Source organism: Cupriavidus sp. 96C5-1 (assembly GCF_057798855.1).
In genome coordinates, this window is the sequence record NZ_JBYOJU010000040.1 from 1 (window position 1) to 26,075 (window position 26,075).

28 protein-coding genes and 1 other RNA gene are annotated in these 26,075 nt (G+C 67.0%); 12 read left to right on the top strand and 17 right to left on the bottom strand.

Translation table 11 applies throughout. The features are described 5' to 3' along the window. The first annotated feature begins 25 nt into the window (after window positions 1–25). The 7 genes from AC3FOF_RS32985 (at window position 26) to AC3FOF_RS33015 (ending at window position 5,798) form a co-directional block, all read left to right on the top strand. The gene (locus AC3FOF_RS32985; RefSeq protein ID WP_488728996.1) at window positions 26–229 is read left to right on the top strand and encodes a hypothetical protein; all 204 of its coding nucleotides are present in this window, start codon (window positions 26–28) and stop codon (window positions 227–229) included. Window positions 230–366: 137 nt separating this feature from the next. Next, window positions 367–912 carry a crossover junction endodeoxyribonuclease RuvC gene (gene ruvC, locus AC3FOF_RS32990; RefSeq protein ID WP_017225963.1) on the top strand — a complete coding sequence of 182 codons (546 nt, stop codon included), beginning with the start codon at window positions 367–369 and terminating at the stop codon, window positions 910–912. A 100-nt stretch (window positions 913–1,012) separates the two neighbouring features. Continuing rightward, a complete protein-coding gene (locus tag AC3FOF_RS32995; protein ID WP_488728997.1) occupies window positions 1,013–2,212 on the top strand; it encodes a glycerophosphodiester phosphodiesterase in 1,200 nt (399 codons plus the stop codon). A 152-nt stretch (window positions 2,213–2,364) separates the two neighbouring features. After that, window positions 2,365–2,946 carry a Holliday junction branch migration protein RuvA gene (gene ruvA / locus AC3FOF_RS33000; protein ID WP_488728998.1) on the top strand — a complete coding sequence of 194 codons (582 nt, stop codon included), beginning with the start codon at window positions 2,365–2,367 and terminating at the stop codon, window positions 2,944–2,946. A gap of 81 nt (window positions 2,947–3,027) precedes the next feature. Beyond that, the gene (gene ruvB / locus AC3FOF_RS33005; RefSeq protein ID WP_017224820.1) at window positions 3,028–4,086 is read left to right on the top strand and encodes a Holliday junction branch migration DNA helicase RuvB; all 1,059 of its coding nucleotides are present in this window, start codon (window positions 3,028–3,030) and stop codon (window positions 4,084–4,086) included. Between the two features lie 240 nt (window positions 4,087–4,326). Next, complete coding sequence (locus tag AC3FOF_RS33010; protein WP_488728999.1) at window positions 4,327–4,911, top strand: BPSL1445 family SYLF domain-containing lipoprotein; 585 nt, start codon at window positions 4,327–4,329, stop codon at window positions 4,909–4,911. A gap of 161 nt (window positions 4,912–5,072) precedes the next feature. Beyond that, complete coding sequence (locus AC3FOF_RS33015; protein ID WP_488729000.1) at window positions 5,073–5,798, top strand: queuosine precursor transporter; 726 nt, start codon at window positions 5,073–5,075, stop codon at window positions 5,796–5,798. Window positions 5,799–5,823: 25 nt separating this feature from the next. On the opposite strand, the gene AC3FOF_RS33020 is transcribed toward AC3FOF_RS33015, so the two are convergent. The 4 genes from AC3FOF_RS33020 to tyrS form a co-directional block, all read right to left on the bottom strand. Next, on the bottom strand, window positions 5,824–6,498 hold the full coding sequence (locus AC3FOF_RS33020) for a histidine phosphatase family protein (RefSeq protein WP_276265508.1): 675 nt from the start codon (window positions 6,496–6,498) through the stop codon (window positions 5,824–5,826). 78 nt (window positions 6,499–6,576) lie between these two features. Beyond that, complete coding sequence (locus AC3FOF_RS33025) at window positions 6,577–7,236, bottom strand: YbhB/YbcL family Raf kinase inhibitor-like protein (RefSeq protein WP_488729001.1); 660 nt, start codon at window positions 7,234–7,236, stop codon at window positions 6,577–6,579. A gap of 165 nt (window positions 7,237–7,401) precedes the next feature. Beyond that, window positions 7,402–7,890 (bottom strand): D-aminoacyl-tRNA deacylase, encoded by a 489-nt coding sequence (dtd, locus tag AC3FOF_RS33030; protein WP_488729002.1) that lies wholly within the window; start codon window positions 7,888–7,890, stop codon window positions 7,402–7,404. A 19-nt stretch (window positions 7,891–7,909) separates the two neighbouring features. Then, entirely contained in the window at window positions 7,910–9,151 is a 1,242-nt protein-coding gene (gene tyrS, locus AC3FOF_RS33035; protein WP_035805598.1) for a tyrosine--tRNA ligase, read from the bottom strand. A 224-nt stretch (window positions 9,152–9,375) separates the two neighbouring features. On the opposite strand from tyrS, the gene AC3FOF_RS33040 reads away from it, so the two are divergent. Together AC3FOF_RS33040 and AC3FOF_RS33045 are read left to right on the top strand one after the other, a co-directional pair. After that, window positions 9,376–10,758 (top strand): M23 family metallopeptidase, encoded by a 1,383-nt coding sequence (locus AC3FOF_RS33040; protein ID WP_017224192.1) that lies wholly within the window; start codon window positions 9,376–9,378, stop codon window positions 10,756–10,758. A gap of 26 nt (window positions 10,759–10,784) precedes the next feature. Then, window positions 10,785–11,939 (top strand): anhydro-N-acetylmuramic acid kinase, encoded by a 1,155-nt coding sequence (locus AC3FOF_RS33045; RefSeq protein ID WP_488729003.1) that lies wholly within the window; start codon window positions 10,785–10,787, stop codon window positions 11,937–11,939. Between the two features lie 19 nt (window positions 11,940–11,958). On the opposite strand, the gene AC3FOF_RS33050 is transcribed toward AC3FOF_RS33045, so the two are convergent. Further along, window positions 11,959–12,873 carry a LysR substrate-binding domain-containing protein gene (locus AC3FOF_RS33050; RefSeq protein ID WP_488729004.1) on the bottom strand — a complete coding sequence of 305 codons (915 nt, stop codon included), beginning with the start codon at window positions 12,871–12,873 and terminating at the stop codon, window positions 11,959–11,961. Window positions 12,874–12,966: 93 nt separating this feature from the next. Between AC3FOF_RS33050 and AC3FOF_RS33055 the strand changes: the two genes are divergently transcribed. After that, window positions 12,967–13,785 carry a phytanoyl-CoA dioxygenase family protein gene (locus tag AC3FOF_RS33055; protein ID WP_488729005.1) on the top strand — a complete coding sequence of 273 codons (819 nt, stop codon included), beginning with the start codon at window positions 12,967–12,969 and terminating at the stop codon, window positions 13,783–13,785. An 84-nt stretch (window positions 13,786–13,869) separates the two neighbouring features. Here the strand turns inward: AC3FOF_RS33055 and erpA are convergent, their stop codons facing one another. The 5 genes from erpA to rplM form a co-directional block, all read right to left on the bottom strand. Continuing rightward, window positions 13,870–14,238, bottom strand: a complete 369-nt coding sequence (gene erpA, locus AC3FOF_RS33060; protein ID WP_017225530.1) for an iron-sulfur cluster insertion protein ErpA — start codon at window positions 14,236–14,238, stop codon at window positions 13,870–13,872. 110 nt (window positions 14,239–14,348) lie between these two features. After that, complete coding sequence (locus AC3FOF_RS33065) at window positions 14,349–14,762, bottom strand: bactofilin family protein (RefSeq protein ID WP_017225529.1); 414 nt, start codon at window positions 14,760–14,762, stop codon at window positions 14,349–14,351. A gap of 35 nt (window positions 14,763–14,797) precedes the next feature. Beyond that, window positions 14,798–15,601 carry a DUF6776 family protein gene (locus tag AC3FOF_RS33070; RefSeq protein WP_488729006.1) on the bottom strand — a complete coding sequence of 268 codons (804 nt, stop codon included), beginning with the start codon at window positions 15,599–15,601 and terminating at the stop codon, window positions 14,798–14,800. Window positions 15,602–15,843: 242 nt separating this feature from the next. Then, the gene (gene rpsI / locus AC3FOF_RS33075) at window positions 15,844–16,236 is read right to left on the bottom strand and encodes a 30S ribosomal protein S9 (protein WP_017226024.1); all 393 of its coding nucleotides are present in this window, start codon (window positions 16,234–16,236) and stop codon (window positions 15,844–15,846) included. Window positions 16,237–16,247: 11 nt separating this feature from the next. Beyond that, window positions 16,248–16,676 (bottom strand): 50S ribosomal protein L13, encoded by a 429-nt coding sequence (gene rplM / locus AC3FOF_RS33080; protein ID WP_017226025.1) that lies wholly within the window; start codon window positions 16,674–16,676, stop codon window positions 16,248–16,250. Window positions 16,677–17,426: 750 nt separating this feature from the next. On the opposite strand from rplM, the gene AC3FOF_RS33085 reads away from it, so the two are divergent. Then, window positions 17,427–17,849 carry an OsmC family protein gene (locus tag AC3FOF_RS33085; RefSeq protein WP_035809867.1) on the top strand — a complete coding sequence of 141 codons (423 nt, stop codon included), beginning with the start codon at window positions 17,427–17,429 and terminating at the stop codon, window positions 17,847–17,849. Between the two features lie 81 nt (window positions 17,850–17,930). On the opposite strand, the gene rnpB is transcribed toward AC3FOF_RS33085, so the two are convergent. The 5 genes from rnpB to AC3FOF_RS33110 all read right to left on the bottom strand — a co-directional run bounded on the left by rnpB (window position 17,931) and on the right by AC3FOF_RS33110 (window position 22,722). After that, window positions 17,931–18,272: RNase P RNA component class A (gene rnpB / locus AC3FOF_RS33090), an RNA gene on the bottom strand. 59 nt (window positions 18,273–18,331) lie between these two features. Beyond that, window positions 18,332–19,165, bottom strand: coding sequence for a DUF3025 domain-containing protein (locus AC3FOF_RS33095; RefSeq protein ID WP_488729007.1), 834 nt, complete (start codon window positions 19,163–19,165; stop codon window positions 18,332–18,334). 47 nt (window positions 19,166–19,212) lie between these two features. After that, window positions 19,213–20,247, bottom strand: a complete 1,035-nt coding sequence (pyrC, locus tag AC3FOF_RS33100) for a dihydroorotase (RefSeq protein WP_276265514.1) — start codon at window positions 20,245–20,247, stop codon at window positions 19,213–19,215. Window positions 20,248–20,296: 49 nt separating this feature from the next. Beyond that, entirely contained in the window at window positions 20,297–21,631 is a 1,335-nt protein-coding gene (locus AC3FOF_RS33105) for a glycerate kinase type-2 family protein (protein WP_276265515.1), read from the bottom strand. A gap of 2 nt (window positions 21,632–21,633) precedes the next feature. Continuing rightward, the gene (locus AC3FOF_RS33110) at window positions 21,634–22,722 is read right to left on the bottom strand and encodes a tartrate dehydrogenase (RefSeq protein WP_017226742.1); all 1,089 of its coding nucleotides are present in this window, start codon (window positions 22,720–22,722) and stop codon (window positions 21,634–21,636) included. Window positions 22,723–22,858: 136 nt separating this feature from the next. Between AC3FOF_RS33110 and AC3FOF_RS33115 the strand changes: the two genes are divergently transcribed. Continuing rightward, a complete protein-coding gene (locus AC3FOF_RS33115; RefSeq protein WP_017226743.1) occupies window positions 22,859–23,689 on the top strand; it encodes a class II glutamine amidotransferase in 831 nt (276 codons plus the stop codon). 43 nt (window positions 23,690–23,732) lie between these two features. Here the strand turns inward: AC3FOF_RS33115 and AC3FOF_RS33120 are convergent, their stop codons facing one another. Then, window positions 23,733–24,707: a tripartite tricarboxylate transporter substrate binding protein BugE gene (locus tag AC3FOF_RS33120; protein WP_017226744.1), complete on the bottom strand. Its 975-nt coding sequence runs from the start codon at window positions 24,705–24,707 to the stop codon at window positions 23,733–23,735. 103 nt (window positions 24,708–24,810) lie between these two features. After that, a complete protein-coding gene (locus AC3FOF_RS33125) occupies window positions 24,811–26,037 on the bottom strand; it encodes an alpha-hydroxy acid oxidase (RefSeq protein WP_488729027.1) in 1,227 nt (408 codons plus the stop codon). Window positions 26,038–26,075: the final 38 nt, after the last annotated feature.

Sequence of the window (26,075 nt, forward strand, 5' to 3'; positions counted from 1 at the left end):
TGGCCATATAAACTGGTAACGGCAGATGCCTGAATGGGCAAGCGAGATTGTCATTCAGGGGTCATACAATGAAACCACCGTCATTCGCAGTGGCAACGCCGTTCGTGCCGGTAGCGCCAGCAGTCAGGCAGGACTGTCGCGCCCACCACGAATCCGCAAAGCCAGCAAGCCCGACACGCCAGCCTCCTGCAAGGATCGCTTTCTTTTGGTTACTTTTCTTTACGAGTAAAGAAAAGTGACACCTCCATGTGCCCGAGGGCCTGACACCACTCCGCCTTTAGGCCCTGCAGACCAACATCAGGCCCCCACAAACGCAAAAATCCCCAACAAAAATCCCAAAAACAAACACAGCGCTACAATCAACTAATGCGTATCCTCGGCATCGACCCCGGCCTCCGCACCACCGGCTTCGGCGTGCTGGAGAAGCACGGCAACAAGCTGACCTACATCGCCTCCGGCACCATCAAGAGCGACGGTGAGACCGGCCTGCCGGCAAGGCTGAAAACCCTCTTCGACGGCATCAGCGAAGTCACCCGCACCTACGCTCCCGATTGCGCCGCGATCGAGAAGGTGTTCGTCAACGTCAACCCGCAATCCACGCTCCTGCTGGGCCAGGCCCGCGGCGCCGCGATCTGCGGGCTGATGGGCTATGGCTTGCCGGTGTTCGAGTACACCGCGCTGCAGTTGAAGGTGGCGGTGGTCGGCTATGGCCGTGCCAACAAGGAGCAGGTGCAGGAGATGGTGATGCGCCTGCTGAGCCTGTCCGGACGGCCCAGCCCCGACGCGGCGGATGCGCTCGGCATGGCGATCTGCCACGCCAATGGCAGCAATACGCTTGGCGCCCTGACCGGACTGGCCCCGGAGTTGGTGCGCAAGGGCATGCGGGTCCGCCGTGGCCGCCTGATCGGCTGAGCGGCCAGCCAACCGCGCCCGGCCGCCCTTCGGGCTGGCGCCGGCAAGTCCAGGTCCCTTACCTCTTACAATCGAGCGGTTGCCCCGTCAAAGGATGCCGATGTCCCGCTCGCCCCTCTCGTTGCGTTCGCCTCGCCCGTCTCCCCTGGCCTGCCTGCCCGCGCTGCTCGGCGCGATTGCGGTGGCGGTCCTCGCCGGCTGCGCCGCGCCGCCCGTCGGCATGGCGCCGGCGCCTGCCCCCGCGCCAGTCCCTGTGCCCGGCCCGGCGCCTGCCGCGCCCAAGGCGCTGGTGATCGGACACCGCGGCGCCAGCGCGCTGCGCCCGGAGCACACCCTGGCGTCCTACGAGCGTGCCATCGAGGACGGCGCGGACGTGGTCGAGCCGGACCTGGTCATGACCCGCGACGGCGTGCTGGTGGCCCGCCACGAAAACGAGATCGGCACCACCACCAATGTGGCCGAGCTGCCCCAATACGCCAGCCGCAAGCGCATCAAGGTGATCGACGGCGAGCGCCTGGACGGCTGGTTCACCGAAGACTTCACGCTGGCCGAGCTGAAGACGCTGCGCGCGCGCGAGCGCATTCCGCAGCTGCGCCAGGCCAATACCCGGTACAACGACCAGTTCGAGATCCCCACCTTCGATGAGATCATCGAGATGGTAGCCAGGGCCTCCCAACGCAGCGGACGGGTGATCGGGCTGTATCCGGAGACCAAGCACCCGAGCTATTTCCGCAGCATCGGCCTGCCGCTGGAAGAAAAGCTGGTGGCCACGCTGCGGGCGCACGCCTACACGCGCAGCGCGCCGGTCTTCGTGCAGTCGTTCGAGACCGGCAACCTGCGCGAGCTGCACCGGCGCCTGGGCGGCAGCATGCCCAACGTGAAGCTGGTGCAACTGATGGGCGGCGCCAGGAGCCGGCCGGCCGACTGGCGCCTGGCCGGCGATACGCGCACCTTCGCCGACATGATGACGCCGATCGGCCTGCGCGAGGTCGCCAGCTATGCCAGCGGCATCGGCCCGGAGAAGTCCAGCGTGGTGCCGCTCGACGCCAACGGCAACCTTGGCGCACCGAGCGCGCTGGTGCACAACGCGCACGCTGCCGGACTGCTGGTCCATCCCTACACCTTCCGTCCGGAAAACCGCTTCCTGCCGCGCAACCTGCGCACCGGCGGCGACGACGCCACGCGCAGCCCCGCCGGCATGGTGCGCGAGGTGCAGGCCTTCCTCGCCGCGGGCATCGACGGTTTCTTCACCGACGATCCGGCGCTGGGCCGGCAGGCGGTGGACACGCTGGGGCGCTAGCCGCAAAGATGGCCTGGATGGCGGCGCTCACCGGCGTACCGCACGCTGGGCTACACTGGCGGCCTTTGCGATGGCGTGCCCTTCCCGGCGGCGCCATCGCCCCCTCATCTTATCCAGGCGCGCGCGCCGCAATTCGCTGCAGACACCACACCATGATCGGACGCATCGCCGGCACCCTCATCGAGAAGAATCCCCCGCACCTGCTGGTCGATTGCCACGGCGTCGGCTACGAGATCGACGTACCGATGAGTACCTTCTACAACCTGCCCGCCGTCGGCCATCCCGTCACGCTGCTGACGCAGCAGATCGTGCGCGAGGACGCGCACCTGCTGTACGGCTTCGGCAGCGCCACGGAGCGCAACGCCTTCCGCGAGCTGATCAAGATCACCGGCATCGGCGCGCGCATGGCGCTGGCGGTGCTCTCCGGCATGTCGGTCGGCGAGCTGGCGCAGGCCATCACGCTGCAGGAGGCCGGACGCCTGACGCGGGTGCCGGGCATCGGCAAGAAGACCGCCGAGCGCCTGCTGCTCGAACTCAAGGGCAAGCTCGGCGCCGAACTCGGCCATGCGCCCGGCAGCGCGCCGGTGCACGACAACGCCGTCGATATCCTCAATGCGTTGCTGGCGCTCGGCTATTCCGAGAAAGAGGCGGCGCTGGCGATCAAGCAGGTGCCGGCTGGCACCGGCGTGTCGGACGGCATCAAGCTGGCGCTGAAGTCGCTGTCGAAGGGCTGACCGCCGCGCGGCGCCGGGCACGCGCGGCCGGCGCCCTGCCCGGAGGGGCTACAATCGAACCACTTTGCCCGTCTCAGACTCATGATCGAAACCGACAAGCTTGCCCCCGACCGGAGCGGCGACCGCATGATCGCCCCCACCACCGCCTCGCCCAACGAGGAGGCCTTCGAGCGGGCGCTGCGTCCCAAGCTGCTCGACGAATACGTCGGCCAGGAAAAGGTGCGCGGCCAGCTCGACATCTTCATGCACGCCGCGCGCAACCGCCGCGAAGCCCTCGATCACGTGCTGCTGTTCGGGCCGCCGGGGCTGGGCAAGACCACGCTGGCGCACATCATCGCCCGCGAGATGGGCGTGAACCTGCGCCAGACCTCGGGACCCGTGCTGGAGCGCCCCGGCGACCTGGCCGCGCTGTTGACCAACCTGGAAGCCAACGACGTCCTCTTCATCGACGAGATCCACCGCCTGTCGCCGGTGGTCGAGGAAATCCTGTACCCGGCGCTGGAGGACTACCAGATCGACATCATGATCGGCGAAGGCCCCGCGGCGCGCTCGGTCAAGCTCGACCTGCAGCCCTTCACGCTGGTCGGCGCCACCACGCGTGCCGGCATGCTGACCAACCCGCTGCGCGACCGCTTCGGCATCGTGGCGCGGCTCGAGTTCTATACCGCCGAGGAACTGTCGCGCATCGTCACGCGCTCCGCGCAACTGCTCAATGCGCGCATCGACCCGCTGGGCGCACTGGAAATCGCCCGCCGCGCGCGTGGTACGCCGCGTATCGCCAACCGGCTGCTGCGCCGCGTGCGCGATTACGCCGAGGTCAAGGGAGACGGAAACATCACGCGCGCCATCGCCGACGCGGCGCTGGCCATGCTCGACGTGGATGCGGTCGGCTTCGACCTGATGGACCGCAAGCTGCTGGAGGCTATCCTGCAGAAGTTCAGCGGCGGCCCGGTGGGCGTGGACAACCTTGCCGCCGCCATCGGCGAGGAACGCGACACCATCGAGGACGTGCTGGAGCCCTACCTGATCCAGCAAGGCTACCTGCAGCGCACGCCACGAGGCCGCATGGCCACCCCTGCCGCTTACCGGCACTTCGGGCTGGCCGCGCCCGGCGATAGCGGCGACCTGCCCGCGCCATGATCGAGCGGGATGGCCCGCTGCCCGCGCCTGGCGCCGGCAGCGGGCAGGCACCCGGCGCCTCGCATTAAGAAATTTCGCGCCCCGCAGACAATTCTTTTGTCATGCATTGCTGGCCGTTGCCTCCTTGTCCACAATGACTGAGCCCCGACCGCCCCGGGACGGGCGACGGCAGACGCCGAAGCGCCAAAGTACCGGATCGCCAGGCGGCCGGCTTACTTTTCCCCAGACAGGAGAGAGCACATGAATCGACGCCGCTTTGTCACCCGGATGGCGGGCTCGGGCCTGCTCGTAGCCACCGCGTTCGCCGCGGGCTGCACCACAACCGACCGCTATGTGCCAACCGACGCGTCGACCAAGAAGAGGGAGATCGATGCGGGCGTCGACGGCGCGCTCAACCGCCTGTACTCCACGGTCAGCGGCGCGCGCGAGCTGGTCGCGCGCGCCGAGGGCATCCTGGTATTCCCGCGCGTGCTGTCGGCGGGGCTGGTGGTGGGCGGCGAGTACGGCGAGGGCGCATTGCGCTCCAAGGGCGCCACGGTGGGCTATTACCGCACCACTTCGGCCTCGATCGGCCTGACCGCGGGCGCCCAGTCCAGGTCGGAGATCCTGCTGTTCATGACCCCCGAGGCCTACAGCAGGTTCGCCGACAGCAGCGGCTGGACCGTCGGCGCCGACGCCAGCGTCGCGCTTGCCAAGGTGGGAGTCAATGGCTCGATCGACACCAATACCGTGCAGCAGCCGGTCATCGGCTTCGTGCAGACCAATGCCGGACTGATGTTCGATATTTCGCTGGACGGCGCCAAGATCGGCAAGCTGAACCTGTAGGCGGCGGTTCCCCGCCAGCAAGGCCTGCCGCCGTGGCAGGCGCCAGGCATCCCGGCCAGGCCCCGCAGGGCTTCGCCGGGATGTTTCGTCGGCGGACAGTGTGGCGGGCACGGTAGCTGCGTGGCTGGCATAATCGCCCGAAAACCGCCCCCGGAACCGCAATGACCACCTCAGCCGCCACGCCCGTCCACAGCGGGCGCGTCTATCGTTACTATGATCTCGTGATGGTGGCGTTCGTCACGGTCCTGCTGTGCTCGAACCTGATCGGCGCCGCCAAGGCGGCCCAGGTCACGCTGCCCTGGATTGGTGCGGTCACCTTCGGCGCGGGCGTGCTGTTCTTCCCGATCTCGTACATCTTCGGCGACGTGCTGACGGAGGTCTACGGCTACGGGCGCGACCGGCGCGTGGTCTGGGCCGGCTTCGCCGCACTCGGCTTTGCCACCTTCATGAGCCTGGTGGTGCTGAAGATGCCGGTGGCGCCCTTCATGTCGGACTACCAGAAGAGCCTGGAGGATGTCTTCGGCAACACATGGCGCATCGCGTTCGGCTCGCTGGTCGCGTTCTGCTGCGGCAGCTTCACCAACAGCTACGTCCTGGCCAAGATGAAGCTGTGGAGCAACGGCCGCTGGCTTTGGACGCGCACCATCGGCTCCACGCTGGCCGGCGAACTGGTCGATTCCTCGCTGTTCTACGTGATCGCCTTCTACGGCATCTGGCCGCTGGAAAAGGTGATCCAGGTGGCGATTGCCCAGTACATCCTGAAGACCGGCTGGGAAGTGGTGATGACGCCGGTCACCTACAAGGTGGTGAACTTCCTCAAGCGCGCCGAGCGCGAGGACTGGTACGACCGCAATACCAACTTCACGCCGTTCCGCTTGCGCGTCTGAGGCCAGGCCGGCGCGCGGCGGCGCCCTATGGCACGCGGCGATCGACCTCGTCGAGCGTGAGCGCCTCCAGGTGGCCGACATCGGCCCATTGCATCACCGTCAGCCGCACGCTGTCGCAGCGCAGCCGGTTGATGCTGGCATTGAGCAGCTCGTGCCGGCGCGGGGCCTCCAGCGTCATGTCGTTGGCCTCGCGGTAGAGGCAATCCAGCACGCCGCCGTGCGCAACCAGCGCGATGCGCTCGCCGGGATGGCGGCGCGCCAGCGCCAGCGCGGCTTCCACCGCGCGCTCGTGGAACGCCAGCAGGGACTCGCCGCCGTCGGGCGCGTAGTCGGGCACCCGCGCCTGCCAGCGGGCGAAATCCTCGGGCAATTGCTCGGCCACCTCCGCGTAGGTCATCCCCTCGAGCGAGCCGTAGCAGCGCTCGCGCAGGCGCGGCTCCGGCCGCACCGCCATGCCGAGCGCGCCGGCCAGCGGCTCCGCGGTCTGCATCGCGCGCGCCAGGTCGCTGGCGTAGACCGCGTCGATCGGCTCCTCGGCCAGCGCCTGGCCCAGCGCCTGCGCCTGCGCCACGCCGGTGGCGTTGAGCGGGATATCGAGCTGCCCCTGCAGGCGCCGCTCGCGGTTCCAGGCGGTTTCACCGTGACGGATCAGGATCAGGTGGGTGAAGGCCAGCGAATGCGGCCCGGGCAATTGCGACATGCCGTTTCCTTTACGCGCGACGCTGCGCGGTCGTGGCGGGCCTGGCGGGCAGCGCGGTCCGCGCGGCCTGCCAGGGGCTCACCGTGCCGGGTTGCCGGCGAGTTTCGGATTGAGGGTATAGGTGCCGGTGAGCACGGCCTGTGCCAGCACGTGGCCCTGGATCGCTGCGCGCACCTGTGCGCCCGAGAAGGTGCCGTCCAGCGGGAGGCGATCCAGGTCGAGCGCGTAGATCGTGAATACGTAGTGGTGCAGCAGGGTGTCGTTCCACGGCGGGCAGGGGCCGTCGTAGCCGTAGTAGTCGCCCTTCATGTCCAGGTCGCCGGCGAACCAGCCGGTGTAGTCGTTCACGCCGTGGCGCAGGCCGCCCGCGGCGGCGGTGCCGCCGGTGGCCTCGGGGCCGGGCTTGCCGCGCGCGATCACGCCGTCGCTATGGCTGCCGGCCGCGATCGAACGCAGTCCGGGCGGAATATCCGCCAGCACCCAGTGGAAAAAGTCCACGCGCGGCAGCGTGGCGGGGACCTCCCGGCCTTCCTGGTTGACGTCGTCGCCACGGCTGGGCACGTCCGGATCGTGGCAGATCAGCACGAAGGAACGGGTCTCGGCAGGCGCCTCGTCCCAATGCAGGTCGGGATTGCGGTTGCTCGACAGCGCCACGTGGGTAGCGGGATCGATCGCGCCGAAGGCGAACTCGACGGGAATCGGCCCATTGTCGCTGAATGCCTTGCTCCAGAGTTTCATGTTGCTCTCCTTGCTGGTTTGCGCCGCGCGCTGCGCGGCATGCGGGGTCAGGCCATGGCCGGCCCCGGAGGTGAGATGCGCTGTCCCGGGTCCGGCAAGCCGCCGGGGCTGGTGGCGATAGGAAGCGGGACGGTCGGGGTCATGTCCGGTCGGGGCGGTGCCGCATCAGCGCGCGGCCTGGGCAGGCTGGGCGTTGGCTGGCGGCACGCGCAGCCAGAATGTCACCGGCCCGTCGTTGACCAGGCTGACCTGCATGGCGGCGCCGAACTCGCCGGTCTGCACCTCGCCGTGCTCGGCGCGCGCGCGGGCCACGAAATGCTTGTACAAACGCTCGCCGTCGGCCGGTGCCGCAGCCGGCGTGAAACTCGGCCGCGTACCGCTGTTGGTGTCAGCGGCCAGGGTGAACTGCGACACCACCAGCAGGCCGCCGCGCAGGCCGCTGCCATCGATATTCCGGACCGGCAGGTTCATCCTGCCGTCGGCGTCGGAGAACACGCGGTAGGCCAGCAGCTTGGCCAGCAGGCGCTCGGCCTGCGCCTCGGTGTCGCCGCGCTCGGCGCATACCAGGGCGAGCAGCCCGGGGCCGATCTCGCCGGTGGTGCGGCCGTCGACGGTGACGCGGGCCTGTGCGACCCGCTGGATCAGCGCGATCATCGGCAGTTCCTGCCCGGCCTCAAGCCAGCGTCACGCGCGCAAAACGGCGCTTGCCGACCTGCACGACGTAGCTGCCGGCCGCTACCTTCAAAGCCTTGTCGCTCACGGTGGCGCCGTCGATCTTGACGCCGCCCTGCTCGATATTGCGGTTGGCCTCGGAGGTGGACGGCACCAGGTTGGCCTGCTTGAGCAACTGGGCAATACCGAGCGGCGCGCCGGACAGGCTGACCGCGGGGATGTCGTCGGGCACGCCGCCGCGTGCGCGGTGGTTGAAGTCCTCGAGCGCGCGCTCGGCATCGGCGGCGCTATGGAAGCGGGTGACGATCTCCTGCCCGAGCAGCACCTTGCAGTCGCGCGGGTTGCGGCCCAGCGCGATCTCCTGCTTCATCAGGTCGATCTCGCTCATGGGCCGGAACGACAGCAGCTCGAAGTACTTCCACATCAGGTCGTCCGAGATGCTCATCAGCTTGCCGAACATGTCGCTCGGGGCTTCGGTCACGCCGATGTAGTTGCCCTTGGACTTGGACATCTTCTCCACGCCGTCCAGGCCCACCAGCAGCGGCATGGTCAGGATGCACTGCTGCTCCTGGCCGTATTCCTTCTGCAGTTCGCGGCCCACCAGCAGGTTGAACTTCTGGTCGGTGCCGCCCAGCTCCAGGTCGGACTTGAGCGCGACCGAATCGTAGCCCTGCATCAGCGGGTAAAGGAACTCATGCACCGAAATGGGAATCCCAGTGCGGAAGCGTTTGGTGAAGTCGTCGCGCTCCATCATCCGCGCCACGGTGTACTTGGCCGCCAGCTGGATCATGCCGCGCGCACCGAGCGGGTCGCTCCACTCGCTGTTGTAGCGGATCTCGGTCCTGGACGGATCCAGCACCAGGCTGGCCTGGCGGTAGTAGGTCTGGGCGTTGGCCTCGATCTGCTCGCGGGTCAGCGGCGGGCGGGTTGCGTTGCGCCCGGAAGGATCGCCGATGGTGGAGGTGAAATCGCCGATCAGGAAGATCACCTGGTGGCCCAGGTCCTGCAGCTGCCGCAGCTTGTTCAGCACCACGGTGTGGCCGATATGGATGTCGGGCGCGGTCGGGTCCAGGCCCAGCTTGATGCGCAACGGCACGCCGGTGGCTTCGCTGCGCGCGAGCTTGGCCAGCCATTCGGATTCGACCAGCAGTTCGTCGCAACCGCGCTTGGACACCTCCAGGGCGTGCATCACGGAGGGCGTGAGGGGGTAGGAGGTGGCAGCGCCGGAGGAAACTTCAGTCATGACGTAAGTCTTTGAAAAACATGAGAATTCAGACGCGGGCACAAGCGGCACTCGGCCAGCTTTGGTATAATCCGCGCTTCTTGTGCCGGCGGGAACAATCCCGTGGGCCAACCGCCATTCTAGGCGGCAAACCAATATGGCACGCGCCGCACCTCGGGGGAGGAAGGCAGACGAAGCACATCGTCGCGGCAGCGCAGCCCGAACCAAAGAGTGAATTTTACGTGATGTGGTCCAGACTCCGCGAAGTTTTCGCGCGTGAGCTGGTGGTTCTAGTCGATCCGACCAACGCCCTGCACGCCCGCCGGCGCAAGCAGTTGACGGCAGCGGTTGGCACGGTGTTCACGCTGGGCATGGCCGCCGCCATGGGCGTGGCCCCCCGTACCGCCTACGACGACCCCCAGGCTCCGCGCGTCAGGGAGGCCATCCGCCTGCCCGATTTGCGCACCCAGCTCGAACAGCTTACCGACACCGACGCCACCTTCGTGCGCGAAGAGCGCATGCAGCGTGGCGACACCATCGCCAGCCTGCTCAAGCGGCTCGGCGTGGACGACCCCGATGCGCAGGCGTTCATCCGCCGCAACGCCACCGCGCGCGGCCTGTTCGACCTCAACCCGGGCCAGACGGTCCAGGCCGAGGTCGACGAGAACAACCTGCTGGTGTCGCTGCAGGCCAACCTCGGCGGCGACGCCAATGCATCGCGCGAACTGGTGATCGAACGCGTCGACGACCTCGCCGACCCGGTCTACAAGGCCCGCGTCGAATCGGTCAAGAACGAGCTGCACTACGAGATGCTGTCCGGCGCCATCGAGGCAGGCGGCTTCTTCAAGGCCATGGACGCGGCCAACGTGCCTGACGAGATCGTCCAGCAGATGCTGTCGATCTTCTCCGGCGTGATCGACTTCCACCACGATATCGCCAGCGGCGACCGTTTCCGCATCGTCTACGAGGCCGGGTTCCGCGACGGCGCCTTCGTGCGCAACGGCCGCGTGGTGGCGGTCGAACTGATCAACCGCAACCAGCTTCATCAGGCGCTCTGGTATGCCCCCGAAGGCAGCAAGCAAGGCGGCGCCTACTACACATTCGACGGGCGCAGCATGAAGCGGCCCTTCCTGCGCTCGCCGGTGGAGTTCTCGCGCGTGTCGTCCGGCTTCGGCGGGCGCGATCATCCGCTGCATCACCACTGGGCCCAGCACAAAGGCGTCGATTTTGCCGCGCCCACCGGCACCAAGGTGTTCGCGACGGGCGACGGCGAGGTGGATTTCGTTGGCCAGCAGAACGGCTACGGCAACATCGTCATCCTCAAGCACCATAGCGGCTATTCGACCTATTACGCGCACCTGTCCGGCTTTGCCGGCGTGCAGCGCGGCCAGACCGTGGCACAGGGCCAGGTGATCGGCTACGTGGGCCAGACCGGCTGGGCCACGGGCCCGCACCTGCACTACGAGTTCCGCGTCAACGACGTGCCGCAGAACCCGCTGGCCATCGCCGCGCTCGACGCGCCGGCGCTGTCGGGTCCGGCACGCCAGCAGTTCCTGAGCTATACCAGCGACATGCTCAGCCGTATCAACGCGCTGCGCACCTACAACGTGGCTTCCGCCACCAACTGAGCCAGCAAGCCAACCACCGAGCCAGCATGCAGACCGCGCCCACCGAACGCTTTATCGGCATCATGTCCGGCACCAGCATGGATGGCGCGGACGGTGTGCTGGTCGATTTCTCCGGGCCGCGCCCGGCCGTGCTGGCGGCGGCCCACCAGCCGTTTCCGCCCGAGTTGCGGCAAGCCTTCGCGGCGCTGCAACAGCCAGGCGAGGACGAGATCCACCGCGAGGCGCTGGCGGCCAATGGCCTGGCGCGTGTCTACGCCGCCTGCGTGGCAGCGCTGCTGCGGGATGCCGGCCAGGCACCGGCGGACATCGCCGCGATCGGCGCGCACGGCCAGACCGTGCGCCACCGTCCCGCTTTGTATGACGGCATCGGCTACACCCGCCAGAGCCAGCAGCCGGCGTTGCTGGCGGAACTCAGCGGCATCGATGTCGTGGCCGATTTCCGCAGCCGCGACGTGGCCGCCGGCGGCCAGGGCGCGCCCCTGGTTCCGGCGCTGCACCAGGCCCTGTTCGGCGACGCCGCCGAAACGCGGGTGGCGTGCAATATCGGCGGCATCTCCAATATCAGCGTGCTGCCCGCCGCCGGCGCGAACCGGGGCGAAGGCGGCGCGGCACGTCCCGTCACCGGCTTCGACTGCGGCCCGGGCAACGTGCTGCTCGACTACTGGATCGATCGTCACCGCGGCCTGGCCTACGACGCCGATGGCGCCTGGGGCGCCAGCGGCGCCATCGACCAGGCCCTGCTGGCGCGCTTGCTCGCCGAGCCGTACTTCAGCGCGGCCCCGCCCAAGAGCACGGGCCGCGACCTCTTCCATCCCGCCTGGCTCGAAAACCATCTCGCCCACTCTGGCGCATCCCTGAAGCCCGTGGACGTGCAAGCCACCCTGGCCGCGCTGACGGCCGAGGCCATTGCCCGCGATATCCGCGCGTACGCGCCCGACGCGGCGCGGCTGATCGTCTGCGGCGGCGGCGCCCGCAACGGCTTCGTGATGGCAAGGCTGGCGCAAGCGCTGCCCGGCGTGACGGTGCAAAGTTCGGACGACCTGGGCGTGCCGGTCTCGCAGGTGGAGGGCATCGCCTTTGCCTGGCTAGCGCGCCAGATGCTGCGGCGGGCGCCCGGCAACGTCCCCACCGTCACCGGCGCGGTCGGCCCGCGCGTGCTGGGCGCGCTCTACCCGCGATAGACGCCCTCCCCGCCTGCGCTCACGCCGGCTCGGCGTGCCCTGCCTCGCAAGCCCACTGGATAAACGCCTCGGCGACTGGCGACGGCCGCATCGCGGGAGACCGCGCCAGCACCACGCGCTGGGGGGCCACGGTTTCACGCAGCGGCAGGCAGGCGATGGGCTGGCCGTCGTAGCTGTGGTCGCCCGCCGGGCGCGTGCACGATAGCGCCACGCCATAGCCATGCGCCACCAGGCCCCGCTGCATCTCGAAAGTCTGCGTGTACTGGTGCAGCTGGGGGCGCAGGCCGTGGGCCCAGAACAGCGACAGGAAATACTCGCGTGTCTGCGCGATGTCCTCCAGGATCAGCCGTTCGCCGGCCAGTTCCGCCAGGCTTACGCTTTGCTGCCGGGCCAGGGCATGGCCTGCGGGCAGCAGCGCGTAAGGCTCCAGCCTGGCCAGTATCCAGCGCGGGATGCGCTGGTCGAAACCAAGATCGTAGGTCAGCGCCAGTTCCGCCTTGCCGGCGGTCAGCATGCGATGCACCGTGGCCAGGTCGGCCTCGAACAAGGTCACGGCGACGTGGGGATGCAAACGGCGGAAGCCGGCCAGCATCCGCGGCGCGTAGTAGGCGCCGAGATCCTGGAAACAGCTCAGCGACAGCTGCCCGCTCAAGCCCCGCGGGCCTGCCGACTCGGCCCCGTGCGCAGTCAAACCCGCCGCCAGCGCCAGGATATCGCGTGCGCGCCCAAGCAGGCGCTGGCCTGCCGGCGTCAGCTCCAGCCCCCTGCTGACCTGGCGGCGGAACAAGGTCTCGCCCAGCGTCTGCTCCAGCTGCGCCACCGCCAGGGATACCGAAGGCTGGGACACATGCCGCGCGCGGGCAGCGGCGCTGATGCTGCCGTGCTCGGCGGCGGCGACGAAATACTCGAGCTGGCGGAAGGAGAAAGCAATCATGTTTTCCAATACTACAGCATAGGAAATATATACTTTTCCTATCTACGCCTCGCCACGATACTCGTCCCACGCCAGCCATCCCAGGGGATCTTCGTGAATCCGCACCCGCACCGATCGCACCTATGCGCCACCGACATCGAAACCTACCAGCGCGACGGCGCCCTGGTGCTGCGCGGCGCCTTCACGGACTGGGTGGCGTCCCTGCGCGAAGGGTTCGAGCAGAATCTCGCCGCGCCCGGCCCCTTCGCCATCGAGAACGTGGGCACCGGCGAGCGCGGCCGCTTCTTCGAGGACTACTGCAACTGGGAACGCATCGCGCCCTTCGCGGATTTCATCCGGCATTCCCCGGCTGCCGCCATTGCCGGGCAGATCATGCGGGCCGATGCGGTCCAGATCTTCCATGAGCACATCCTGGTCAAGGAGCCCGGTACCGCCAAGCCCACGCCCTGGCACCAGGACCTGCCCTACTACTGCGTGGACGGCCTGCAGACCGCCAGCTACTGGATCCCCCTGGACCCCGTCACCACAGCCAACACCTTGCGCGTGGTGCTGGGCTCCCACCGCTGGCCCAGGCTGGTGCGGCCCAAGCGCTGGGCCAGCAATGAAAACTTCTACGCGGGCAGCGATCTGTTCATGGAAATGCCGGACGTGGAAGACGGCAGCCATGCCATCCTGGTGCCGGAGCTGGAACCCGGCGACGCCGTGGTATTCGACTTCCGCACGGTGCACGGCGCGGCGGGCAATACCGGCACGGGACGGCGACGCGCCTTCTCGGCGCGCTTCCTGGGCGATGACGTACGCTACCTGGAGCGGCCGGGGCGCACCTCGCCACCCTTCCCGGGGATCGGGCTGAGCAGCGGCGATCGGATGCGCGAGGATTGGTTTCCTGTCGTATGGCGCCGGGACCCATAAGCCGGCCAGAGCATCGGGCAATAAAAAAGCGCACCGAAGTGCGCTTTTTTATTGCCTGCGGAAGCCGCGGCGCTCTGGCGAGCCTTACACCGAGAACGAAGATCCGCAACCGCAAGTGGTGCTGGCGTTCGGGTTCTTGATCACGAACTGCGCGCCGTTGATGTCTTCCTTGTAATCGATCTCGGCGCCCACCAGGTACTGGTAGCTCATCGAGTCGATCAGCAGCGTGACGCCGTTCTTGTCCAGGGTGGTGTCATCCTCGTTCACCTCTTCGTCGAAGGTGAAGCCATACTGGAAGCCGGAACAACCGCCGCCCTGCACGAACACGCGCAGTTTCAGATCGGCATTGCCCTCTTCCTCGATCAACTGCTTGACCTTGTCGGCAGCGCTGTCAGTAAAGACGAACGGGGCCGGCATGTCCTCGGTAACGGGTGCCTCTGCGACTGCGTTCATGGGGTTCTCCTATTTAGGTACGCCTGTATTTTAAGCGCTCTGGGAAGATCGTGCCGAAACCCCGCGAATTCAAGGGCTTCTGCTCGTATGGCCAGGCTGCGGGTGCGGTATCAGGCAGATTCCTGCGTACCCGAAGCCAGAGTCAGGTTGGGCAGCGCCCTGGGTTCGGCGCCGGCCAGGGGAACCAGGCGGCCCTCCACCAGCGCGCCCTGGTGCATTTCCAGGGCAGCGTAGTGTACTTCGCCGTGCACGCGCGCGCGCGGCTGCAGTTCCAGCAACTCGCTGGCGTGTACCGGCCCGGTGACGGTGCCGTTGAGGATCAGGTGTCCGACACGGACCTCCCCCTCGACCACGCCCTTCTCGCTGATCACCAGCATGCTGGTCTGGTCGGCCGCTGCCGTGACATTGCCGCGCACCCGTCCGTCCAGACGGAGGCCGCCCGAGAACGTCAGGTCACCCTCGATAACGCTGTGCTGGCCGATCAGGGTATCGATCGCCAGACCTTTTTTCTTGGAAAACAACATAGGTCCCTTATTCCGTTGCTGGCCCAGCGCAACCCTCACGGCATCGCCGTCTGGGTCGCGCGCAACTGACCGTTTTGCAAAATTCGTACCGTTACTGCCCGCACGGTGGCTCCCGCCGGCAGCGCGAAGGCGCCCTCTATTCGTTGGTAATGCGTCAGACGCACGCCTGGCAGGGGGTTGGTGGCCGCCTCGGGCACGGTCAAGGCAACCGGCTTGCCGCCCTGCATCAGCGAAACCACCAACTGTACCTCACCGCGAAATTCCGCTAACGACGAAAAAGCCTTGGATCCACCCTGCATTATCAGCAAACGATAGTGCATCTTCAGTGCATCGGTTTCATCGAGACTGACGCGAAAACTCCGCACGTGGATGCCGGAGGTATTGCCGCCAGCCGGCAGCAGGCTCTCGAAGAACGCCAGGTCCTCCTTGAGCTGGGCGACCTCGGCTTCCGCCGACTTCAATTGCTGGGCCAGCCCCTCCTGTGCTCCACGCGCCATCTGCAGCTGCGCCTCGGCCGTATTGGCCACGGCCTGCAGGCGGTCGCGCTGCGCCGCCATCGCCACCGCCTGCTCGCGCAGCGTCGCGTTCTCGGCCTTGGTGGCCGCCATGTCGGGCACCGCGCCGGTCAGGCGCCGGCCGGCATCGTAGGCCCACCCGGCAGCGCCCGCCACCAGCACCAGCACCAGTACGGCGCCCAGCACGCGCAGCGGCCAAGGCAGATGCGTGCGTACCGCCAGGCGCTGCGACAGCAGTCCGCGGCGGGGACGCAGCAAACGGTACTTCATGCGCCGCCGGCGCGCCGCCCAGTCAGGCAGGCGAGATGCGGTTTGGCTGGCCATTGCATCATGGTCGGGTTCTCCGGACGGCAGGAGCGGGGATTGTATCCGGCAAGAGGCAAAGGATTTGTAAAACCTGTGTTAAAGCGCCTGCTGCCCCATCGCCCGAGTACCTTGCCATCGCCTGCCCCGCCCACTTCCGCGCATTCCAGCCTGCCTGCCATGGCAAAAAAAAACCGCACGGAGAACCGTGCGGTTTTTTTCTGGCGCGGCCAGACCCGGAGACCGGATCCGCCGAACACACATCAACGCTTCGAGAATTGCTTCCGACGACGCGCCTTGTGGAAACCAACCTTCTTACGTTCCACTTCACGCGCATCGCGCGTGACGAAACCGGCCTTGGACAGCGTCGGCTTCAGGGTGGCATCGTAGTCGATCAGTGCACGGGTGATGCCGTGGCGCACTGCGCCGGCCTGACCCGTTTCGCCGCCGCCAGTCACGTTGACCTTGATGTCGAAGGTCTGTGCGTTGGCAGTCAGTTCGAGCGGCTGGCGCACGATCATCAGCGAGGTTTCGCGAGCGAAATACTCATTGATGGGCTTGCCATTGACGATGATGTCGCCCTTGCCCGACTTGATGAAGACCCGTGCCACTGCGCTCTTGCGGCGGCCAGTACCGTAATTCCAATTTCCGATCATGGATGGCCCCCTTAGATTTCCAGCGCTTTAGGCTGCTGTGCTTCATGCGGATGATCGGCTTCGGCGTAAACCTTCAGCTTCTTGATCATTGCATAGCCCAGCGGGCCCTTCGGCAACATGCCCTTCACAGCTTTTTCCAGGGCGCGGCCCGGGAAACGCTGCTGCATCTTGCCAAACGTCGTTTCGTAAATGCCGCCCGGGTAGCCCGAGTGACGATAATACTTCTTGTCGGTTTCTTTGGTACCCGTGACACGCAGCTTGGCTGCGTTGACGATGATGATGTAATCACCCGTGTCGACGTGCGGAGTAAATTCCGGCTTGTGCTTGCCGCGCAGTCGGCGTGCCACTTCGCTGGCAACACGGCCGAGGACTTTGTCCGTCGCGTCAATCACGTACCAGTCGCGCTTAACCTCTGCAGGCTTTGCGGAAAAGGTCTTCATGATTTTTCCTGAGACTTGTAGAACCTGCCCGAAACATGACTTGCGTCGTCGGTCGACCCTTAGGATCTGACCTTCCTGCTTGTGTGTGCAGGCTCTCCCTGAATTTCTTTCCCGCGGGCATGACGGAAAAGCCGACGAGTATACTGCGGATTCCAGCCGAAGTACAAGCAATGTTGGGCGTGAACGTCAAGATGTCGCCATGTGGCGGTCCGCCTTCCCGCCCCGGCACATCGGCGGCGGCGCCAGAAAAGGCACCATGAAACACTTCACGGGACGGCCCGGCGGACGCAGAATAAAAAAAACCCAAGCTATCGAGCTTGGGTTTGAATCCACCAAAGGAGGAGGGTGGAGGAGACACCTGGAGATCGACAGGGCTGGTTGGCGGTGCGGCCGGCGGATCCACCGGGGATTCGCTTTCGCACTCTGGCTCACCGTGTGCGCCGTCGTTCAATGATTCAAATTATACATACGCACGGGCCAGGCGCAAGGAAAATTTGCAGTGCGAAATGGCATTTCGTATTGTAAAAAATTGTGAAGACGTAAGAATACGGCTATTTATTCAACAAAATCAACAACTTGGACGCAATAAAGACTGTCACTACATTGTCATTTTAGAGGAAAGCCTCAGTTTTGGCGGAAAATTGCCGAGGTACGGCATCTTCTGCTTCGTGGCATATACTCAAAAAGCAAGTATCGAAATCGCGTGTTCATGATCGGATACGCACACATCAACACCCAGGATCGAACAAAATGGAATGCAAAGTGACTTGGATGGGCACCGATGGCATGAGCTTCGTCGCCCAGACCGGTAGCGGCCACATCGTTGCCATGGACGGCGCGCCCGAGGGCGGCGGCCACAACCTGGCGCCGCGCCCGATGGAGATGGTGTTGCTGGGCACTGGCGGCTGCACCGCCTACGATGTGGTGCTGATCCTGAAGAAGAGCCGGCAGGACGTGCGCGGCTGCAGCGTCAAGCTGGAAGCGGAGCGCGCCAGCGAGGACCCGAAGGTGTTCACCCGCATCAATTTCCACTTCACGGTAAGCGGCCGCAACCTGAACCCGGGCGCGGTCGAGCGCGCCATCCACCTGTCGCACGACAAGTACTGCTCGGCCTCGATCATGCTGGCCAAGACGGCGGAAATCACGCACACCGTGGAAATCGTCGAGGTATAAGCGCCCGGTGCCTGGCAAGGCAGCAGGCCTGGCCGCCACGCACCCATGCGCAATGGGCGGGCGGCCACGCGAAAGAATCAGAAGCAAAGCAGGCCGATAAGCCGGATTCTGTGCGCGCCGGCTTCCTTGCGGCCGCCCGCGCGTGACAATCATTCCTCTAGGCCGACCGTTACCGGCCGGCTCCAGCTCCCTACCCGCAGGCTCAGCGAGCAGCCTCAATGCCTGCCTATTTGGGATTGCTCCAGGTGGAGGTTACCGCGTTTCACCCTTCCCGCCGGGCGAACCCGATGGCAAGACTCGTCTCTGTGGCCCTATTCCGCACGTTGCCGTGGATGGCTGTTAGCCAACACCTTGCTCTGTGGAGTCCGGACTTTCCTCCCCTCGCCCCTTGACGGTGCGAGCAGCGATTGCCTGGCCTGCTTTGCGGCCCGCAGTCTAACACCGTTTTGACATAAACCGGCCATCCGCGTCCACCCTCGCCCCTATGCATCGCCGGCGGCCGGGGCGCGGCGCCCTTGGCGGAATACGCTGGTATCGGCGTAGTAGGCAGGATCGCGATTGGCTTCGCACCAGCCGGGAATGCCCATCACGGGTAGCGGCGCAAAGCGGCGGCTGTGCAGTTCGGCGGCCTCGAGCGAGGCGCACACGGCATCGTCGAGCGGGCCGGGCAGCGCCACGCCGCCGACCGGCGGGACGGCCAGCGGCCAGGCGTGCGCGGTCAGGGCCTTGTAGGGCCGCGCCAGTTTTTCCAGCAAGGCGTGGCCGAACGGCACCACGCCGCACCGGGTGGCGCCCTTCCCGCTCCCATCCCACGCAGCCCGCCGCGCCACGAACAATGGCTCCCAGGCAAAACCCCGCAGCAAGGACTCCAGCCCGGTATCGGCACTCAGGAAGAGGATGGCGTTTTCGTCGAACAGGGTAGCGGCGTCACGCAGGCTGCCGCGGCGGGCCTGTACGCCCGTGGCGGCGATCGCCTGCGCCTGCAGGCGATTCAAGACGCGCTTGGAACGGGGAAAATGCAGCCACACCAGCGCATTGAAGACATCGTGCAGGTTGTCGCGCGTCGGCACGGCACCGGTGGCAAAGATATGTGCCTCATAAGCCGTGCCGACAGGCAACTCAGCCTGGGGCACGAAACGCAGCGGCAGGCCTCCCGCATTGCGCAGTCCGCGCTGCGCGGCCATCTCGCAGAGCACGGCGCGCAAGTCGGCGCCACCTTGCAGTGCCGCCGCCAGCGCCATGCCAGGCCCGGCGAACGGCCGGAACCAGGGCTGCGACCAGTCGATCCCTGCCACCGCCGCGGCCAGCGGCGCCACGGCCGGGTCCCGGACGTGTATCTCCGATGCCACTGCGCCAGCGCGGCCTAGCGGGCCTTCCAGCGCAGCGTCTCGCCGCCGCGCAGCGGTACCAGCGTGGTATCGCCATAGGGCAGTTCGGCCGGCAACTCCCAGTCTTCGCGCGCCAGGGTCAGCGTGCCGCCGTTGCGCGGCAGGCCGTAGAAGGCCGGGCCGTTGAAGCTGGCAAAGGCTTCCAGCTTGTCGAGCGCGCCGGCCGCCTCGAAGGCCTCGGCGTACAGCTCCATGGCATGCAGCCCGGTGTAGCAGCCGGCACAGCCGCAAGCATGTTCCTTCAGGCCGCGCGCGTGCGGAGCGCTGTCGGTGCCGAGGAAGAAGCGCGGGCTGCCCGATACGGCGGCAGCCACCAGGGCTTCGCGGTGGGTTTCGCGCTTGAGCACCGGCAGGCAGTAGTAGTGCGGGCGAATGCCGCCGGTGAAGATGGCATTGCGGTTGTACAGCAGGTGATGCGCGGTGATGGTGGCGCCGACCGGGCCTTCGGCATCGCGCACGTATTCGGCGGCATCCTTGGTGGTGATGTGCTCGAACACCACCTTGAGCGCCGGGAAGTCGCGGCGCAGCGGCGTCATCACGCGGTCGATGAAGACGGCTTCGCGGTCGAAGATGTCGATCGCCGGATCGGTCACCTCGCCATGCACCAGCAGCGGCAGGCCCACGCGCTCCATCGCTGCCAGCGCGCCCGCGCAGTGGCGCAGGTCGGTCACGCCGGCATCGCTGTTGGTGGTGGCGCCGGCGGGATACAGCTTGACGCCGTGCACGAAGCCGCTGGCCTTGGCCGCGACGATCTCCTCGGCGCTGGTCTTGTCGGTCAGGTACAGCGTCATCAGCGGCTCGAACGCCAGGCCAGCCGGCAGCGCCGCCAGGATGCGGTCGCGGTAGGCCGCGGCCTGCGCCACCGTGGTCACGGGCGGCTTCAGGTTGGGCATGATGATGGCACGCGCAAACTGGCGGGCGGTGTCGGGCAGGACGGCGGCCAGCGCAATGCCGTCGCGCAGGTGCAGGTGCCAGTCGTCCGGGCGGGTGATGGTGAGGTTCTGGGTCATGGCTTTCGGGAGCGCCGGCCGGCAGTCGCAGGCTGGCGCTGATCAGGGATTACAGAATCAGGATGGCGCGGTAGTCATTCACATTGGTGCGCGTGGGACCGGTCACCACGAGATCGCCCGCGGCATCGAAGAAGCCCCAGGCATCGTGCGCGTCCAGCCGGGCTCGCGCCGGTGCGCCCGCGGCCTGCGCGCGCGCCAGCGTGGACGGGTCCAGCAAGGCGCCGGCATTATCCTCGGAGCCGTCGATGCCGTCGGTGTCCGCCGCGATGGCGTACACATTATCGGCGCCATCCAGCTCCAGCGCGAGCGACAGCAGGAACTCCGAGCAGCGCCCGCCGCGAGGCTTTCCGGCCGCCCCGCCACCGCCCTGCGGCAGCGTGACGGTACATTCACCCCCGGAAATCAGCGCCACCGGGACCGCGAAGGGCGCATTGTACGCGCGTATCTCGCGCACCAGCGCGGCATAGACCCGCGCCACTTCCTGCGCCTCGCCGGTCACCGTATCGCCCAGCACCACCGGCTGGATGCCGCGTGCGCGGAAGTGATCCGCAGCCGCCACCAGGCTGCCGTGGGCCGTTGCAATGACGAGGTTCCGCACCCGCGCGAACAGCGGGTCCCCGGGCTTCGGCGTTTCCGCCACCTCGCCGCGCGCGCCGCGCTCGAGGTAGCCCCTGACCACAGGTGGCACGGTAGCGCCATAGCGGCGCAGGATGTCCAGCGCATCGGCGTAGGTGCTCGGGTCCGGCACGGTCGGGCCCGAGGCGATCGCGCTGGGATCGTCGCCGGCCACGTCCGAGACGATCAGCGTGGTCACCGGCGCGCGGCAGGCCTGGGCCAGGCGCCCACCCTGGATGCGCGACAGGTGCTTGCGCACGATGTTCATCTCGGTGATGGGGGCGCCGCAGCGCAGCAGTTCCTGCGTGGTGGCCTTGAGGTCAGCCATGGCGATACCTTCGGCCGGCAGCGACAGCAGGCTGGAGCCCCCGCCTGACACCAGCACGATCAGACTGTCCTCGGGACCCAGCTCGCTCACGCGCGCCAGGATCTCGGCGGCGGCGCGCTCGCCGGCTTCGTCGGGCACCGGATGGCCGGCCTCGATCACGCGGACATGTCCGGTCGGCAGGCCGTGGGCATAGCGCGTGACCACCAGCCCCTCGATCGCATGGGTGCGGTCGAGCGCGGCATAGGCCTGTTCCACGGCCAGCGCCATCGAGGCCGCAGCCTTGCCGGCACCGACCACCAGCGTGCGGCCACCCGGCTGGGGCGGCGGCAGGTGCTCCGCCACGATGCGCAGGGGATCGGCCGCCGCCACGGCGGCGTGGAAGGAGTCGAGCAGCAAGGCGCGCGCATCGGCCGCGCCGGCCGGCAGGGATGGGGCGGCCATGTTCACAGCGCCTCCGCAATGGCCTGGCCGAGATCCGCCGTGCCTGCCTTGCCGCCGATATCGCGGGTCAGCGGCGCATGCGCCGGACCGGCCGCCAGCACCTGTTCGATGGCGCCGAGCACGGCCGCGCCGGCTTCCGGCTGGCCCAGGTGCTCCAGCATCATGGCGCCGCACCAGATCTGGCCGATCGGGTTGGCCACGCCGCGCCCGGCGATATCCGGCGCGGAGCCGTGCACCGGCTCGAACAGGCTGGGGAAGGTGCGGTCCGGATTGATATTGCCCGAGGGCGCGATGCCGATGGTGCCGGTGCAGGCCGGGCCCAGGTCGGACAGGATGTCGCCGAACAGGTTGCTGGCGACCACCACGTCGAACCAGTCGGGATGCTGGACGAAGTGCGCAGTCAGAATGTCGATGTGGTACTTGTCGACCTTCACGCCCGGGTAGTTCGCGGCCATGGCCTCCACCCGCTCGTCCCAGTAGGGCATGGTGATGGAGATGCCATTGGACTTGGTGGCCGAGGTCAGATGCTGCGCCGGGCGCTTTTGCGCCAGCTCGAAGGCGAACTTGAGGATGCGGTCCACGCCGGTGCGCGTCATCACCGTCTCCTGGATCACCACCTCCCGGTCGGTGCCGGGGAACATGCGCCCGCCGATGCTGGAGTACTCGCCCTCGGTGTTCTCGCGCACCACGTAGAAATCGATGTCGCCGGGCTTGCGCGCATTGCCGTCGCGGTCCACCAGCGGGCTGCGGATGCCGGGCATCAGCCGCACCGGGCGCAGGTTGACGTACTGGTCGAAAGAGCGCCGGAATTGCAGCAGCGAACCCCACAGCGAGACGTGATCGGGCACGGCGTCCGGCCAGCCCACCGCGCCAAAGTAGATGGCATCGTACTTGACCAGGGTGTCGAACCAGTCGTCCGGCAGCATCTTGCCGTGCCGGGCGTAGTAATCGCAGCTGGAGAAGTCGAAATGGTCGAACTGCATGCCGATGCCGAACCGGCGCGCGGCGGCGTCCATCACGCGCAGGCCCTCGGGCATCACTTCAGTGCCGATGCCATCGCCGGGGATGACTGCGATCTTGTATTTGCTCATGTCTCGGAAGCCCGCTGGATCTAGGTATTGAATTCGGGGGGGGAAAACGCGATGCGCTTGGCAGATAACCCGGGGAGGCCGGATAATGGGACATTCTATTGCAATCCGGCAGCCCGCTGCCGGTCCGGTGCCCGCCATGTGCCAGCTGCTCGGCATGAACTGCGCCACGCCGACCGACGTGACGTTCTCCTTTACCGGCTTCGCCGCCCGCGGCGGCGTCACGGACCACCACGCCGACGGCTTCGGCGTGGCATTCTTCGAGGACAAGGCCTGCCGCCTGTTCATCGACAACCAGTCCGCCGGCACCTCGCCGGTGGCGGACCTGATCAAACGCTACCCGATCAAGTCCAAGAACGTCATCTCGCATATCCGCAAGGCAACGCAAGGCACCGTGCTGCTGGAGAACTGCCACCCCTTCATGCGCGAGCTGTGGGGCCGGCACTGGATCTTCGCCCACAACGGCGACCTGAAGAATTTCTCGCCCTTCCTGTCCGGGGTCTACCAGCCGGTCGGCGACACCGATAGCGAACTCGCCTTCTGCACCCTGATGCAGGGACTGCGCAAGCGCTTCCCCGGCTCGCAGCCGCCGCTCAACGAGTTGTGCCACGCGCTGGCCGACATCACGCGCGAGATCACGCTGCACGGCGTCTTCAACTACCTGCTGTCGAACGGGCAGGCGCTGTTCGCGCACTGCTCCACGCGCCTGTACTACATCGTGCGCCAGTGGCCGTTCTCCACCGCCCACCTGATCGACGCCGACCTGTCGATCGACTTCGCCCAGGTCACCACGCCCGACGACCGGGTGGCGGTGATCGCCACGGCGCCGCTGACCGACAACGAGACCTGGACCGCCTTCGAGCCCGGCGAACTGATGATGTTCGAGGATGGCCGCGCGGTCATGACGCTGACCGTGCCGATCCCGCCGGAAGTCCAGGCCAAGAACGCCGCCAACAGCGCCTGCACCTGAGCCATCTCCCGGATGGCCCTGGCACACGGCTGCCGGCGCGCCTTCAGTCGAGCGTGAGCTTCTGCACGGCTACCGTACGCTTGTAGATATCGTATTCCTGCACGATTTGCTGGCGGAACTGCTCTGGCGTGTTGGCCACCACCATCGACCCGGTGGCTTCGATCCGGCTGCGCACGCCGGGATCCTGAAGGGATTTCCTGACCGCCAGGTTGATGCGTTCCACCACGGCCTGCGGCAGGCCCTTGGGTCCGTAGATGCCATAGAACGCCATGCGGTTGGCAGGTTCGAGGCCGACCTCCTTGAAGGTCGGAACGTTCGGTAGCTGCGCCACCCGCTCCGGCGCGGACACCACGATGGGAATCAGCCGGCCGTCCTTGATAAAGGGAAGCGCGGACGGCAGGTTATCGAAGACCACACCCACCTGCCCGGCCACGGCGTCGTTCAGCGCGGGGCCCGAGCCCTTGTAGGGCACATGCATGATCGACAGGTGGGCCAGGCTCTTGAAGAGCTCCATCTGCAGGTGCCCGATGGAGCCGGTGCCGGCCGTGCCGTAGCTGTATCTGGTCGGGTTCTTCTTCAACTCGGCAATGAACGCCTGGTAGTTCTTCGCGGGAAACGAAGGATGCACCGCCAGCACGTTGGGGGTCGCCGCGATATTGACGATGGGCGTGAAGTCCTTGAGGGGATCGTAGGGAATCTTCGGGTTGATGGCCGGATTGGTGGCCGTGGTGGACACCGTCGCCACGCCCAGCGCGTAGCCGTCGGGGTTGGCCCGCGCGATCTCGGCCGCGCCAAGCACGCCGCCGGCCCCGGCCTTGTTCTCCACCACTACCGATTGCCCCAGCTCCTTGCTCAACGGCGCCGAAATCACGCGCGCCACGATATCCGTGGTACCACCGGGAGAGAACGGCACCACCAGCCGCACCGGCTTGGTGGGATAGGTCTGGGCGTAGAGCGCCGATGCGCCGGCGGCGCACAGGGAAAGGGTGCACAGCTTGAGGAAAGAAAGCCTGTTCATGTGCGGTCTCCTTGATCGTGGTTCGAAATAGTTTGAAGTTGAACGAAGCGCGGCCATCGGTGGGCGATAAGCGATCAGCGGTCAGCCGCCGCCGGCCGCTTCGTCAGCGGCGGTGCAGCATCGCCGGATCCAGTCCGGCACACTGGCTGACCCCCAGCATGGCCATGTTGCGGTCGACTTCGTCCCGCAGCAGGTTGATCGCATGCGTCACGCCGGCTTCGCCCGCCACGGAAGCGGCGTAGTTGAAGGGCCGCCCGACGAATACCAGCTTCGCGCCGAGCGCCAGGGCCTTGACGACGTCGGTGCCGCGACGGATGCCGCCGTCGATCATCACCGGCAGATCGCCGACCGCCGCCACGATCCCGGGCAGCACCCGCAAGGGCGCCACCGCGCCGTCGAGCTGCCGGCCGCCGTGATTCGATACGACGATGCCGTCGGCGCCCCGGTCGCGGGCCAGCACGGCGTCCTGCGCGCTGAGGATGCCCTTGACGATCAGCACCCCTTTCCAGCGGCGGCGGATGCGCTCAAGGTGGCTCCAGTCGAGATGGTCGCGCGCGGAAAAGTCGCGCAGCACATTGGCCGACAGGATCGGCGCGCCGCGTTCCGCGAAGGAGTTCTCGAAATGCGGCATGCCGTGGCGCAGCAGCGTGCGCGCGAAGGTGCCGACCAGCCACTGCGGGCGCGTGATACCGTCGTACGCCAGGCGCAGGCTGGGCCGCAGCGGCGTCGAGAAACCACTGCGCACGTTGTTCTCGCGGTTGCCGGCGACCGGAATATCCACCGTCACCACCAGGGTGCGGCATCCGGTGGCCTGTACGCGGTCCAGCAAGGCATCGATGCGCGCCGCATCGCCCGGCACATAGGCCTGGAACCAGGCATCGGGGGCGGCTTCGAACACGTCCTCGAGCCGGATCAGCGATGAACCGCTCAGCACCATCGGGATGCCGGCCGCCCGCGCCGCGCGCGCCTGCACGATGTCTCCGCGATAAGCGGACAGCGCGCTCAGCCCCATCGGCGCGATACCGAAGGGCGAAGCGTAGGTCTTGCCGAAGAGTTCCACGCTCTGGGTGCGCCGGGACACGTCCACCAGTACGCGCGTGGTCAGCGCATAGTCGTGGAAGGCGGCACGGTTCTCCTGGAGCGAGCGGTTGTCTTCGGCGGCGCCCGCGATATAGCCGTAGATGGGCCGGGGCAGGCGGCGCCTGGCGGCATGCTCGAAGTCATCCAGGGACAGGATGCGCTGCAGCGCGCGCGAAGCCTGTTTCAGCGGGGCGGCGAAACCGCGGTTGGTGGGCCGGGTGGAGGCAGCGGCATCCGTGGCTGAAGTCATGGTCTGGGTACGGGTATAGGTATGGGTGCGGATCGATG